Origin of the sequence: Gilvibacter sp. (assembly GCF_965601605.1) — a bacterium.
Taxonomy (GTDB): Bacteria; Bacteroidota; Bacteroidia; order Flavobacteriales; family Flavobacteriaceae; genus Gilvibacter.
Genome location: NZ_CBFCWJ010000046.1, coordinates 39877 through 54026 on the forward strand (window position 1 = coordinate 39877; position 14150 = coordinate 54026).

Annotated in this window: 16 protein-coding genes; 11 read left to right on the top strand and 5 right to left on the bottom strand. The window is 44.0% G+C overall.

The features are described 5' to 3' along the window. Positions 1–5: 5 nt before the first annotated feature. From ACSLP7_RS13315 to ACSLP7_RS13340, 6 genes are all read left to right on the top strand, one after another. Complete coding sequence (locus tag ACSLP7_RS13315; RefSeq protein ID WP_291182403.1) at positions 6–422, top strand: RidA family protein; 417 nt, start codon at positions 6–8, stop codon at positions 420–422. A 2-nt stretch (positions 423–424) separates the two neighbouring features. Beyond that, positions 425–1876: an aldehyde dehydrogenase gene (locus ACSLP7_RS13320; RefSeq protein ID WP_435579758.1), complete on the top strand. Its 1452-nt coding sequence runs from the start codon at positions 425–427 to the stop codon at positions 1874–1876. Next, positions 1873–2655 carry an SDR family oxidoreductase gene (locus ACSLP7_RS13325; protein ID WP_435579759.1) on the top strand — a complete coding sequence of 261 codons (783 nt, stop codon included), beginning with the start codon at positions 1873–1875 and terminating at the stop codon, positions 2653–2655. Before ACSLP7_RS13320 ends, ACSLP7_RS13325 begins: the two co-directional genes overlap by 4 nt. Positions 2656–2664: 9 nt before the next feature. Beyond that, entirely contained in the window at positions 2665–3750 is a 1086-nt protein-coding gene (locus ACSLP7_RS13330; RefSeq protein ID WP_435579760.1) for an amidohydrolase family protein, read from the top strand. A 48-nt stretch (positions 3751–3798) separates the two neighbouring features. Next, complete coding sequence (locus ACSLP7_RS13335; RefSeq protein WP_435579761.1) at positions 3799–4023, top strand: hypothetical protein; 225 nt, start codon at positions 3799–3801, stop codon at positions 4021–4023. 64 nt (positions 4024–4087) lie between these two features. Next, the gene (locus ACSLP7_RS13340; RefSeq protein ID WP_435579762.1) at positions 4088–4729 is read left to right on the top strand and encodes an O-methyltransferase; all 642 of its coding nucleotides are present in this window, start codon (positions 4088–4090) and stop codon (positions 4727–4729) included. 9 nt (positions 4730–4738) lie between these two features. Here ACSLP7_RS13340 and ACSLP7_RS13345 read toward each other — a convergent pair whose 3' ends face one another. From ACSLP7_RS13345 to ACSLP7_RS13365, 5 genes are all read right to left on the bottom strand, one after another. Continuing rightward, positions 4739–5071 carry a Sec-independent protein translocase subunit TatA/TatB gene (locus tag ACSLP7_RS13345; RefSeq protein ID WP_291182397.1) on the bottom strand — a complete coding sequence of 111 codons (333 nt, stop codon included), beginning with the start codon at positions 5069–5071 and terminating at the stop codon, positions 4739–4741. Between the two features lie 72 nt (positions 5072–5143). After that, a complete protein-coding gene (locus ACSLP7_RS13350) occupies positions 5144–7444 on the bottom strand; it encodes a M1 family metallopeptidase (RefSeq protein ID WP_435579763.1) in 2301 nt (766 codons plus the stop codon). Between the two features lie 91 nt (positions 7445–7535). Beyond that, on the bottom strand, positions 7536–8042 hold the full coding sequence (locus tag ACSLP7_RS13355; protein WP_435579764.1) for a DUF6702 family protein: 507 nt from the start codon (positions 8040–8042) through the stop codon (positions 7536–7538). Positions 8043–8121: 79 nt separating this feature from the next. Further along, positions 8122–8898, bottom strand: coding sequence for a carboxypeptidase-like regulatory domain-containing protein (locus ACSLP7_RS13360; RefSeq protein WP_435579765.1), 777 nt, complete (start codon positions 8896–8898; stop codon positions 8122–8124). Continuing rightward, positions 8879–9697, bottom strand: a complete 819-nt coding sequence (locus ACSLP7_RS13365) for a carboxypeptidase-like regulatory domain-containing protein (RefSeq protein ID WP_435579767.1) — start codon at positions 9695–9697, stop codon at positions 8879–8881. The genes ACSLP7_RS13360 and ACSLP7_RS13365 overlap by 20 nt, the downstream gene beginning before the upstream one ends. Before the next feature lie 73 nt (positions 9698–9770). On the opposite strand from ACSLP7_RS13365, the gene pepE reads away from it, so the two are divergent. From pepE to gpmI, 5 genes are read left to right on the top strand one after another with little or no spacing between them, the layout of a single operon-like run. Continuing rightward, a complete protein-coding gene (gene pepE / locus ACSLP7_RS13370; RefSeq protein WP_435579768.1) occupies positions 9771–10478 on the top strand; it encodes a dipeptidase PepE in 708 nt (235 codons plus the stop codon). Between the two features lie 20 nt (positions 10479–10498). Further along, positions 10499–11017 (top strand): GNAT family N-acetyltransferase, encoded by a 519-nt coding sequence (locus ACSLP7_RS13375; protein ID WP_435579769.1) that lies wholly within the window; start codon positions 10499–10501, stop codon positions 11015–11017. After that, the gene (locus tag ACSLP7_RS13380) at positions 11004–11750 is read left to right on the top strand and encodes a M15 family metallopeptidase (RefSeq protein ID WP_435579770.1); all 747 of its coding nucleotides are present in this window, start codon (positions 11004–11006) and stop codon (positions 11748–11750) included. Before ACSLP7_RS13375 ends, ACSLP7_RS13380 begins: the two co-directional genes overlap by 14 nt. A gap of 42 nt (positions 11751–11792) precedes the next feature. Next, positions 11793–12581, top strand: a complete 789-nt coding sequence (locus ACSLP7_RS13385) for a M48 family metalloprotease (protein ID WP_435579771.1) — start codon at positions 11793–11795, stop codon at positions 12579–12581. 51 nt (positions 12582–12632) lie between these two features. Continuing rightward, positions 12633–14150 carry a 2,3-bisphosphoglycerate-independent phosphoglycerate mutase gene (gene gpmI / locus ACSLP7_RS13390; protein WP_435579772.1) on the top strand — a complete coding sequence of 506 codons (1518 nt, stop codon included), beginning with the start codon at positions 12633–12635 and terminating at the stop codon, positions 14148–14150.

A 14150-nucleotide genomic window follows, 5' to 3' on the forward strand; every position in this document is an offset into this window, starting at 1 on the left:
CCACTATGAAAAGTAGATTAGTATCTGGAAAAGCGAGCCCGAGAGGAGCTTATCCGCATGTCAAGCGTGCCGGGGATTATATTTTTATAAGCGGAACCAGTTCGCGCCTGCCCGACAATACTTTTGCCGGAGTACATCAAGTTGATGAAATGGGGACCATGCGTCTGGATGTTCGTGAACAAACTCGCGCGGTTTTGGAGAATATCAAAGACTATCTCGCCACTGAGGGAGCCACCATGGCCGATGTAGTTGACGTTACCAGTTTTCTGGTCAACATGAATGACTTTGCCGGATATAATGAGGTGTATGGAGAATATTTTAGTTCAGAAAATGGCCCTGCTCGGACCACAGTTGCCGTGCATCAATTGCCACATCCTCATTTGGTCATTGAGATTAAGGCCATGGCCTATAAACCACTTTAATCATGGACAGGCTGCAGAACTTCATAAACGGTGAATATGTGGACCCCATTGACGGGCAGTGGATGGACAATTACACCCCGAGTACTGGAGCTGTCTCTGGACAAATTCCAGTATCTAATCAGAAAGATGTGGCAAAAGCCTTTGAGGCCGCAAAGGCGGCTTTTGAGTCTTGGTCTCAGACTCCCATTGAAACGCGCAGTCGCATACTTTTAAAATTGGCAGATCTCATTGCTGCGGATTTAGACACTCTAGCTCATGCAGAAGCATTAGACAACGGGAAACCATTGGCCTTGGCCACCAAGGTGGATATTCCGCGAGCCTCTTCAAATTTTAGATTCTTTGGTAATGCCATAACCCAATTCGCCTCAGAAGCACATGAGAACCTAGCTTCTGATTCTATCAATTTTACCCTGAGACAACCCATTGGAGTTGTCGGTTGCATTTCTCCTTGGAACCTACCGCTTTATTTGTTCAGTTGGAAGATCGCTCCAGCCCTTGCCGCAGGAAATACTGTGGTTGCCAAACCGAGTGAGATCACCCCAGTTACTGCTGCGATGCTTGGTAAGTACTGTAATGAAGCTGGCTTACCGCCAGGAGTTTTAAACATTGTTCATGGCAAAGGTCCTGAGGCCGGGCAAGCCATTGTGGAACATTCTAAAATCAAAGCGATCTCTTTTACTGGAGGAACAGCAACCGGCGCAGCGATTGCCCGCACTGCAGCGCCTATGTTTAAAAAGCTTTCTCTAGAATTAGGAGGAAAAAATCCGAACCTCATTTTTGCCGATTGCGACTTTGACAAAATGCTGCAAGTGACTCTAAAGTCCTCCTTTGCGAATCAGGGGCAGATTTGCTTATGCGGCAGTCGAATTTTTGTTCAAGAGGAGATTTATGATCGCTTTAAGGCAGCCTTTATTCCTGCGGTAGAAAAACTAAAAGTTGGACCTTCTTTAACTTCCGGAATTGATTTAGGTGCGGTAGTCTCTAAATCGCATATGGAGAAGATCCTCAGTTATACGGCATTGGCAGCATCAGAAGGAAAACTACTCACAGGAGGGCATCAGATAAAATTAGACGAGGCCCCAGAAGGCTATTATGTGGCTCCAACAGTCATTGAGGTTTCTACCACCCAATGCCGCTTGCAGCAAGAAGAAATTTTTGGCCCAGTGGTGACAATCATGCCCTTTAAAACAGAAGAAGAAGCAATTGCCTTGGCCAATGATGTTCCTTATGGGTTATCATCAACGGTTTGGACCTCTAATATCGACAGAAGCATGAGGGTTTCTAAGGCCTTGGAAGCAGGGATCGTTTGGGTCAACACATGGCTTAATCGCGACTTGCGCACGCCTTTTGGCGGAGTTAAAGCCAGTGGCGTTGGACGTGAAGGAGGCTTTGAAGCTCTGCGTTTCTTTACAGAACCGAAAAACATTTGCATACAATACAAAACCAATACATGAATTTAGATCTCAGTGATAAGAATGCTCTGGTCTGTGGAGCCTCTGCCGGAATCGGTGCTGCCTCTGCAAGAGCCCTTGCTGCGCTTGGTGCGCGCGTTACCTTAGTTGCGCGTAATGCCGATAAATTAACAGCCGTTTTACAAACTTTGGACAACCAAGAAGAAGGACATGATTTTTTGGTAGCCGATTTTAGTGATCCGGAACAGTTAAAATCAGCTTTAAATGAATTGCCGGAAGATCGTAACTACCACATCTTGATCAACAATACGGGCGGCCCAAAAGGTGGTCCCATCTACAGCGCTGGGACTGCAGAATTCACCCAAGCTTTTTCTCAACATTTGGTGTGCAATCAACTGCTTATCCAAGCCCTTGTGCCCGGCATGCAAAAAGAAGGTTACGGCCGGATCATCAACGTAATCTCTACTTCTGTAAAACAACCTATTGATGGCCTTGGAGTGAGCAATACCATTCGCGGAGCGGTAGCTAATTGGGCCAAAACCCTGGCTAATGAGCTCGGCCCGTCTGGCGTTACGGTAAATAATGTACTGCCTGGGTTTACCGCAACGGATCGTTTGGCAGATATTGTTAAGAACGCCGCGAACAAATTCCAAAAGACGGAAGAAGAAGCTGCTGCTTTTATGCGACAACTGGTGCCGGTTAGACGTTTTGCTCAACCTGAAGAGATTGCCAATGCAGTGGCCTTTTTGGCAAGTCCTGCTGCAAGTTATATTAACGGTATTAATTTGCCTGTAGACGGCGGGAGAACTAAAAGTTTGTAACTTAGAAGGGTGGAGAGAAAATTACGCATCAACGGACACTCGCATCTACTGCCCTATCCGGAGGAAATTCCGGATTTTATGCGCGAGAAAGGTATCTTCTGGGTAGACAAGGACAGAAAGTATATGCTGCAAAAGAACTGGAGTCGTCCTGTGACGGATTCTAGTTTCTTTTTGGATGAAAAGCTGGCTTGGATGGAACGTTTCAAGATCGACCATGCCGTAGTCTTGAATCTTTCTCAGCTTTACGGAAACGGTTTACGCCTGGAAGAAATGAAACAGGCTTTGCGGTTCCAAAACGATTTCAATGCGCGCATTCAACATGACAATCCTTCTAAATTCACCTGTGGCTTTGTAGTGCATCCAGGTTTTGTACGCGGTGCTCTTTGGGAAATAGAGCGTTGTGTGGAAGAGTTGGGCTTACAACTTTTGTGTCTGCCTACACACTATATGGACACTATTGGAACTTGGCGTTGCATCTTTGATGAAGAGAACGAACCCATTTTTGAGCTCGCCAGTAAATACAATTTAGCCGTTGAGATCCACCCTTACGATGGTGAAAAATTCATCTTACTTGAAAACACCGCCTGGCGCTTCCATCTGATCTGGATGCTGGCCCAATGTGCAGATGCTTATCACTTTTTGACCCTAAATGGTTATGCAGACAAATACCCGAATATGCGGGTTTGTTTTGCACACGGTGGACAATTGGCGCAGATCAACCTCGGAAGACGCATACAAGGCTTTGATGGCCGTCCTGACCTTTTTGAAGGCAAGGTTCATCCGCGTAAATCTGTGGGCCACAAAAACATTTTCTTCGATACACTGGTACACGATACTGGCTCGCTCAAGTTACTTATTGAAAACCAAGGCTCCAATCAAGTATTGGTAGGCTTGGATGATCCGTATCCGCTTGGAGAAATGGAAAGCGCTCCGCAATCCTCATACCCAGGAAAGATCTTGGATTTGGCGCGCCAGCGCGACATCCTCACCGATGCTCAATGTGACGCCATGTGGGAAGACAACGTATTGCAGTGGCTCCATGGTGATGATCAAGCAGCCAAAGATGCTCTCAAAAAACGCATACTCGGGAGCTGATAAGCAAACATTTTTTATATTGTAGTTGATTAACTAAACAATTGACTTATGAGAAAACTTGGAATGTACATGGCCTTTTTTGGTCTTTTTGCCATTGTTTTAAACTTTTTTGATCGAGTTCCAACCATCCTGATGTGGATTTACAATTGGGGTGAAGGCGTAGCCTGGGGAATTAAAATTGGATTGATCGTGGTAGGTGCGGTCTTATTCTTTATGGGTAATGCCGAAAAAGAACCGGAAGAACTCCCTCAAGCTAATGAAGAATCTGAATAGTAGCTTATAAACCAATATATTGAACTCCACAATTTGAATCAGATTGTGGAGCTCTTTTTTTATTATGCATTTCTTACCTGAAAATATTGACCAATACGCGGTAGACCATTCACAGCCGGAACCCGAATTATTGCAACAACTCAACAGAGAAACCTGGCAAAAGGTCTTGAATCCCAGAATGCTCAGCGGGCATTATCAAGGACGTATTTTGAGTTTATTGTCAAAGATCATTCGGCCTAAGGTCATATTGGAATTGGGCACCTATACCGGCTATTCTGCCCTCTGTCTGCTGGAAGGATTAGATCCCGAAGGTGAAATACACACCATTGATCAGAATGAAGAGCTGTACGATCTGCAACGCAAATATTTTGATCTTTCAGGAGCTGGAGCTCGCATTCATCAGCATTTAGGAAGAGCAGATACGATCTTACCCAGCCTAAACATTAAATACGATCTGGTCTTTATGGATGCCGACAAAAGAAATTATCCGAAGTACTTAGAAATGATCTTGCCGCAAATGAATTCTGGAGGAATCATTCTAAGCGATAATGTATTGTGGAGCGGAAAGGTGGTGGAGCAATTGGATCCCTATGACGAGGACACCAAAGCGCTTTTAGACTACAACAAAACACTAGCCACGCATCCACAATTGGAAACCGTACTGCTGCCCATTCGCGATGGACTTACTTTAACACGCGTTAAATAAAAAGGGAAATTACAAACTAGGCTTATTGGGCAAATCTGTAGATCTAGAACTGGACAACGGATCACGGCCAATAGTCCCGCTTACTTGCTCAATACTCTTTTTAGTTTCATGCAGGCTGTCTTGTACATCCTTTACGATGCTGGTATCAATACCTTGCTGTTCTGCACTCTTGGTGATCTCACTTTTGATCTCGTTGGTGGCGTCTTTGATCTGACGCATCCCTTTACCCAAACCACGAGCTATGGTCGGGATTTTATCGGCACCAAAAACCAATAGCACAATAAAGAGGATAAACATAACCTCCGGCGTACTGATAAAACCGAATATCAAAAATGATTGCATGTTGCAAATATAATTAAGATTGCGCGGGAGGGTAAAAAAAAGCCCCGAAATCTTCGGGGCTTTTTCTATTATTTAGTCTTTTATACCGTCCTTGAACTGGTCAAACTGTCCGAGCTTTTTACGCTGCGGCCATGCGTTGTTCGTCGTATCGATATCTGCAGTTTCTTCATCTGGATCAACTACAATCTTTGTGATCTCTTGCTCAGAAGCAATCACCTTACCTACTTGAGCATCGTTCTTTCTCCAGATCTCTGCTGGATACGTCTCACGCTTGGTAGATCCATCTGCATAAGTATATTCTACAATGATTGGCATTGGAATACCTCCTGGCTTCTCAAAGGTCACCTCGTAGAAGAACTTCGGCTTGGTAACCGCTGCACGCTCCTCTGGAGTCATATTGTCCATCATATATTCTTTGATCGATGGAATGTCTTCCAGAGACATGTCAGCCATACCTTCTTCAAAGTCTTCGCTATCTTCAGCTACGTAGTAAACCAATGGTGGCAAATCGCTTTCAGTAAGACCACGAGCTTCCATGATCTCGCGCACCTCAGCATTAACTTTGCTGGAAACATAGAACTTCTTCACTTCACCAACACCCATGTCTACATAATCTGTCGTGTAGAACCAAGAACGCCAGAACCAGTCTAGATCAAAGGCAGATGCATCTTCCATAGTGCGGAAGAAGTCCTCTGGAGTTGGGTGCTTGAACATCCAACGGTTAGCGTAAGTCTTGAATGCGTAGTCAAACAATTCGCGGCCCATTACAGTCTCACGAAGAATGTTCAATGCAGTAGCAGGCTTTCCGTAAGCATTAGCTCCAAACTGATAGGTGTTTAAACCTTTAGTCATGATAGGTGCGATGTAGTCCTGATCACTGCTCATATAATCTACAATATTCTTAGCTGGTCCACGACGTGATGGATAGCTCTGATTTGGTGCGATGGCATCTGGATACCACTCTCCAAAATCTTGCTCAGCTACGTACTGCATGAAAGTATTCAATCCTTCATCCATCCAAGTCCATTGACGCTCATCACTGTTTACGATCATTGGGAAGTAGTTGTGTCCTACCTCGTGGATGATCACAGAGATCATTCCGTACTTGGTACGCTCGCTGTAGGTTCCATCAGGATTTGGACGTCCGTAGTTCCAGCAGATCATTGGGTACTCCATCCCTTGGTTACGGGCGTGTACAGAGATCGCTTTGTGGTATGGATAGTCAAAGGTCATTCTTGAATAACTCTTCAAGGTACTGGCAACAGCTTTGGTTGAATACTCTTCCCAAAGTGGGTTACCTTCTTTTGGATATAGAGAAACAGCCATTACGTCTTTGTTCCCGATCTTCACGGCCATCATATCCCAGATAAAACGACGAGAAGTCGCGAATCCAAAGTCACGAACCATCTCAGCCTTGAACTTCCAAGTCTTTTTAGCCGTTGCAAAATTGTTCTCTTTAGCCTCAGCCTCTTCTTGAGAAACAATGATTACTGGCTTGTCAAATGTCTTTTTAGCCAACTCATAACGCTTCATCATGTCTTTAGTGAAAACGTCTTTACGGTTGGTCAATACTCCAGTCGCATCCGTAATGTGATCTGCAGGTACAGTTAGGTTTACCTCAAAGTTTCCGAAAGGAAGTGCGAATTCATCACGTCCCCAGAATTGAGAGTTTTGCCAACCTTCCACATCGTTATATACGGCCATACGCGGATAGAACTGTGCAATTACGTAAGCTCTGTTACCGTCTTCGAATTCTTCGTATCCACTACGAGCACGGTTGGTAACGTGATTGTTTACGTTATACCACCATTTGATGCTAAAGGTGAACTTCTCCCCTGTTTTAAGAGTCTTTGGCATTTCAACACGCATCATGGTCTGGTGGATCATATAAGGAAGGTTTCCTCCTTTAGCGTCTTTTACCGCCTCAATATTGAATCCTCCATCAAAACCGCCATCCATGAACTTAGATGCAAATCCTCCTGGCTGCTCTGCTGGTGGCACACCGTCTCCTTCAATAAGCGGAGACTTAGAGTCTTTAGCACGAACGTTTTGATCCAATTGTACCCAAAGGTAATCTAGCGGGTCTGGAGAGTTGTTTGTGTAGGTAATGGTTTCAAATCCGTAGAGTTTGGCGTTTTTGTCGTCCAATTCAATGTCCATTACGTAATCAGCTTGTTGCTGATAGTACTGCGGACCTGGAGCACCACTAGCTGAACGGAACATGTTCGGCGTGGAGAACTCCTGATACATCTGTCGGAATTTGTTATTATTGATGTGTCCGCCTTCGCGAACCTCCGCCTCTTCTTCTTGCGCAAAGGCCGTACCGGCGATCAACGCGAACGAAAGAAAAGCGATCAACTTTGAGATTTTCATCAGTTCTGGGTTTTGTTTGAGATTATTGTGATTATTAGTTGCCTTTTAAGGGCCTTAAAAATAGCTCTTTAAGGCCTGATTTTTCAGGGGTTTAATTAAATTTTAACATGTCCGTTGAGTCGTCCTTGAGCAAAATCATACTACGGCGTTTATCATCCTTTTTTACGTGGACAATATTTTGCTGTTCAGGAAATAACTCAAACAGAAAATCATTCGTTACTTCCAAGGACATAAGCTCCTTGATACCAGTGACTTCTAGATAACAGACCAAGGTTTCAATATCGTACTCCCTTCCGAGATATCGAGGAGTTACTTTAGCTCCATTGGCCTTGATTTCTAGTTTCTTCAAGAGGTATTTTTCAATGTAAAGGTCTACGGTTTTATCGTCGTTAGTACTGTCCAAGATCAAATCTGGATCGTATCGCTCTTGCAAAACATCCTCAAAATCATCGATAAAGATCTTGGTAATGATCTGCAAGCTCTGTTGATCTTGTACATACTCAATCTTAGTTATACTCACGTAGAATTTATGTGCGGAAGAATTCGCCAAAAACAGCGGGGCGCACAAAACGGTTAATAACAGTACAATTCTCTTCATAGCTTTCAACTTGACAACAACTAGGCCAATATCTTCATCATTGGACGCAAATATAACATCCTTCGTTACAACTTTTGCACTAATCTTCGGATTCCTCTAAGCGTTCCAGATAGATCCCAGAACGTTCTTCAAAGTGATTTAACACCAACCCGTACTGCTCTACTTCAAAGTCTCGCTGCACGCTGGTGGTCTCAATACAAAAGAGCAAAAAGTCGTAGATGCGTTCTTGCGGCAGCCCGTAAGACTCTTTAAAAAATTCTACAGAATACAAGGCCAAGATCTGGGAAACCACTTGATTCTGCTGCTCCCACTTGCGCTTAATCCGAAGCTTTTTATAATAACCACTCATGTGCTTATACAAGACTTCTAAATCAACGGTGGTGATGGTTCCAATTCCCGTGATGATTGGAACGATCTTCTCTTCAGGCTCTCCAATAAAGCCCGGAATTCCCACATCGTTAAAATTTATGGGGGTCTCCACCTCAATATCCTGAGCATCTTGCTGCAGGTTACCACTTAAGGCGGGTTTGATAAAGACCTCATCCAATTCCGTAACCCGATCATCCAAAACCACAGCTGCATATCCAGACTGCATCATTTGAGAATCGACAACAAGCTCTTTGAGTTGATAACGAACGGAAGAAAAATAGAGTGTATCGGCCAAAGAAACGCGAATTTCAAAACGACCATCCTGATCGGTTATAGTATTGATTCCTTTGGATTTGTTTAAAACGTGAACGCCCTCAATATCTGAATTGTTGAGTAGTTTTCCCTCCAGTTCAATATGTTGTGCACGACCAACAAGGACCGTGAGGAAAAGAAGAAGGAATAGATAATTAGTCTTTAATACGTTCAAGATATAAGGTGCTTTGCTGCTTGATAAAGCCGAGCAAACGGATCTCATTTTCCGGCTTTAAATACCCCTCTGGGATGCCCTGCTCTTGCACAAAGTAAATAAAGTCATCATAACGCAGTTGGGGAATGTCATAAGATTCTTCAAAAAAGTAGACGTTGTAGCGCTGTCGCAAAACGGTTGCTACCTGTTCATCGGACTGCAAATCATTGAGTTGCTCTTGTTGCTTGCGCTTCTTTCTGTCCTTTCCTATGAATTGCAAAATGCCCAAGGGTGTGAAGCCGTATTGCATCACATTTAAATTAGAGACTTCCTCAGATACTACATTGCGAATGCGACTTTGGGAATCATCCTTAAAATCATATTCAAACTCCATGGATTGATAATCAAAAGACAAGGCCGAATCAAAATCATACACCTTTACGCGGCCTATATCTACCTCAACATTTCCCGTCAAATCATAGGGACGAACAATAACCTCTTCCAATAGATTCACATTGGGATTCAAATAGATCTTAATGCTCTTGTTTTCAATCACGCCTTCATCAATGATCACCGTAAAAGATTGAAATTGCAAAGCAGTTACAAGAATGCGGTCATTCGCGGCCATCTTCAAAGTAAAGGTTCCATCTTTAGCGGTAATGGTTCCTTCTTGAGCGGAGCGGTTATAAATGCTGATTCCTTCCAGGTCTTCACCTATGGGAGCAGACAATTCTCCTTTGACAATCACCCGAGTAATCTCTTGGGCCGATACCGTCAAGGCACTAAAAACAAACAAGAATAAGAGGTAGAAGTTTCGCATACTCTAAATTACGACACAAACTCTAATTTATCCCTTAAATTAGTCGTTACATTATGTTAAATCCATTATAATTTTGCAAAATCTAATCTTGGCAAGTACTTCCACCGTCCATGGCCAAAACTATCTGGAATACTTAAAACCCAAACTGGAATCCTTTTTCTCTGAGGTTGAAGAATTACTTTTCATTCCCTATGCAAGACCCGGAGGCATATCGCATGATGCCTATACTGCACACGCAGAAAGGTTTTTTAAATCCATGGATATTTCTGTTCGGGGTATTCACAGTTATAGCGACCCCAAAGCAGCGATTGCAGAGGCGCAGGGAATATTTACTGGTGGAGGCAATACTTTTGTTTTGGTCAGAGCCCTACATGAACTGGGACTGATGGCCGTGCTTCGTGAGCAATTATTTACTGGAACTCCTTATTTAGGAACTAGCGCTGGTAGTAATATCTGCGGAGTAAATATGCAGACCACCAACGATATGCCTATTGCCTATCCGCCCTCCTTCAAAACTTTAGGAATGATACCGTGCAATATCAACCCGCACTATTTGGATCCAATTGAAGGAAGTACTCATATGGGAGAAACTCGTGAAACGCGTATCAACGAATTTCACAGCCAGGTTAATATTCCCGTGATTGGACTCCGAGAAGGAAGTTGGTTGGAGGTGCTTGGTAAAGAGATCACACTAAAAGGCGCCCATACCGCGCGTTTATTCCGGCAAGGACTAGAACCAATAGAACTGGAATCAAACAGGGAGATAGCCTCCTACTTTTGACATTTGTGTAACTTAGCTTCATGAAGGTCATTCTACAAACAGAACGCACATACCTGAGAGAATTCTTGCCTTCTGATGCAGAATTCTTCTACAGCCTGAACTTGGACCCTGAAGTGATACGCTATACGGGTGATGCCCCTTTTGCCAATATTGCAGAAGCAGAAGCTTTTATTGAAGCCTATGATCAATACCGAGTAAATGGCTACGGACGATGGGCAGTTTGTTCCAAGGATGATGATAGCTTCATGGGTTTCTGCGGATTGAAATATCACCCCGATGAAGACCTGACCGAAGTTGGTTTTAGGTTCTATCGCGAGCTTTGGAATCAGGGTTTTGCCACGGAGACTGCAAAGGCCTGCATCAAGTTGGGGTTTGAAGAGTTTAATTTAGCCGCTATTTACGCACATGCAGATCGCGAGAATCACGGATCTATTCGCGTTTTAGAAAAATGTGGCCTTAGCTTTGTAAAGCCTATTGAGTACGATGGTCATATGGCCAATTTGTATCGCCTTTTAAAAGAAGATTATGACGCGAACTGAATTTATTAAGACTAGCCTCCTCGCCGGAATGGGACTTCCATTGCTCTCTGGATTTAATACACCCTTTATGACACATGAAGTTTCCCTAGCGCGCTTGATGGGTAAGAATGAAAATCACCTAACGGGCTCTAGTTTTAAATTGGAAAAACAAACCATGCAAGCCTTTTTGCGTATGCAACGCGCAGCTGCTGTTGATGGAGTGACCATTGAAGTCGCCTCTGCCTTCCGATCTTTTGACAGACAAGCTCAGATCTGGACCCGCAAATACAACAATTATACGCAGGCCGGAATGACTCCGCTTGCAGCAATGAAAAAGATCATTGAATACTCTACCATGCCAGGTACCTCCAGACATCATTGGGGGACGGATTGCGATTTGATTGATGGAGGCGCATCTCCAAGACCATCAAGGGTACTGGAACCACGGCATTTCCACGGCCAAGGACCCTTTTGTAAATTCAAAGAATGGATGGATGCCAATAGTGAGTCTTTTGGGTTCTTTGAAGTGTATACGAACAATGCCAACCGCAAAGGATTTAAGTATGAACCTTGGCACTTTAGTTATAAACCGGTTTCTCAAAAATATATGGAAACCTATCTAAAATTCGACTTCAACAGGATATTGGAACAGATCAGCGTCCCCGGGGTTGAACATATGGACGCTCAGTTCATCGATGATTATTGGCAAAATAACGTTTCTGATATTAATCCAGACTTACTTCCAAACGCTTAAGTTTTGATTTTTGTACTTTGACCTCAACTAAATACTAAGGTCATGTTACGAAGAGGAGGAAGTTGGAAAATCAGAATACTTTTTGGTTTAGCCATTGTTGCCTTTGCCTATTTTAACCGATGCAGCAATACCGTGGTCAATCCGTATACGCAACGCGAACAGGTCATCAATATGGATTCTGACCAAGAGATCGCGATTGGTTTACAAGCCATGCCACAGCTCAAGCAACAACACGGTGGTGATTTTCCAAATCAAGACCTGCAAGATTTTGTGGATCGCGTCGGGATGAAATTGGTCAATAACAGTATTGCTAAAGACACCCCTTACCGCTATGAATTCCATTTGTTAGCAGATGATAAAACTATTAATGCCTTTGCACTTCCTGGCGGGCAGATCTTTATTACTTACGCGCTCTTAGCCAAATTAGACAATGAAGATCAATTGGCTGGCGTACTCGGTCACGAGATCGGTCATGTTATCGGAAGGCATTCTGCAGAACGCATAGCCGAAACTGAATTTTGGCAAACTGTCTCTCAAGGAGCTTCTGTTGGGGCTGATGCCGGCGGACTGGTGGCTGGAATTGGTCAAAACGTGCTTTTGGGCAATGGCCGCGACGACGAGCTAGAAAGTGATGAATTGGGCGTACTCTTTATGATCCAATCTGGATACGACCCAGAAGAAATGATTGGCGTGATGCAAGTTTTAAAAGAAGCTGCCGGACCCAATCGGACCCCAGAATTCCAAAGTACACACCCAGATCCAGACAATCGGATGGAAAAAATCCGCGCTGCCATTGAAAAGTATAGAGATCAAGGTATAGGTGTTAATTAAGCACTGTTAATTGTCGATGATTTGGTGTAATTTTGCAGCAAAACATCGCCCATGAGCAAGCAGGTTTTATTAATGATCCTTGACGGTTGGGGTATGACTCAAAACCCCGATGTCTCTGCCATTGCGCAGGCCAATACTCCTTTTGTAGATAGTCTTGCAAACCAATACCCTTGTGCACAACTACGCACAGACGGGATGCATGTAGGTCTGCCTGAAGGTCAAATGGGGAACTCAGAAGTGGGTCATATGAACTTAGGAGCTGGGCGCATTGTATACCAAGATCTCGCCAAAATCAACAAGGCTGTTTCTGAAGGAACCCTAGCAAAAGAATCCGTATTGCAGGAAGCGCTTCAATATGCCAGAAATGAAGATAAAGCAGTTCACCTTTTAGGACTAGTATCTGATGGAGGTGTGCATTCCCATATTGACCATATCAAAGGATTGCTTGACGTAGCTGCGGATGAAGGCTTGTCTAAAGTATTTGTGCATGCCTTTACCGACGGGCGCGATGTAGATCCAAAAAGCGGAAAAGGCTTTTTGATGGAACTCAAAAAACACCTCCAAGAATCTACTGGAGAACTAGCCTCTGTTATCGGGCGTTATTATGCCATGGACCGCGATACCCGTTGGGAGCGCGTTAAAAAAGCTTATGATCTGCTTGTTCACGGAAAAGGAACTGCCAGTAGTGATATAGCCGCCAGTATGGATGCCAGCTATGATGCCGACATCACCGATGAATTTGTCGAGCCGATCTGCATGACCAAAAATGGTGAACCTGTAGCTACCATTAAAGAAGGCGATGTGGTTTTGTTCTTTAATTTTAGAACCGACCGCGGACGTCAGTTGACTCAAGCCTTGAGTCAGCAGGCCTTCCCAGAATACGATATGGCTCCAATTCCGTTGCATTACGTGACCATGACCAATTACGACGACAGCTTTAAAGGCGTTCGCGTGATTTACGATAAAGAGAACCTGAGCGATACCTTGGGTGAGGTTTTAGCAAAAGCAGGAAAGACACAGATTCGCATTGCAGAGACCGAGAAATATCCACACGTAACCTTCTTCTTCTCCGGCGGACAGGAAGAACCCTTTAAGGGAGAAAAACGCATCCTCTGCCCTTCTCCTAAAGTAGCCACTTATGACCTGCAACCAGAAATGAGCGCCTACGAGATTCGCGACAAGATCATTCCAGAGATTCAAAATAAAACAGCAGACTTTATTTGTTTGAATTTTGCCAACCCGGATATGGTAGGTCATACGGGAGTATTTGCCGCGGCCATAGAAGCTTGTGAAGTAGTAGACAGCTGTACACAAGCCATAGCAGAAGCTGCCTTAGCTGCAGATTATGACATCTTGATCATTGCCGATCACGGCAACAGCGAAACCATGATCAATCCCGACGGAAGTCCAAATACAGCACACACCACAAACCCAGTACCTTTATATTGGGTGACCAACCAACCGGCCAGCATAGCAGACGGAATTTTAGCCGATGTGGCTCCAACTGTTCTTGCCTTGATGGGCGTATCGATCCCACAAGCAATGTCTGGAAATATCTTAACCCATTAA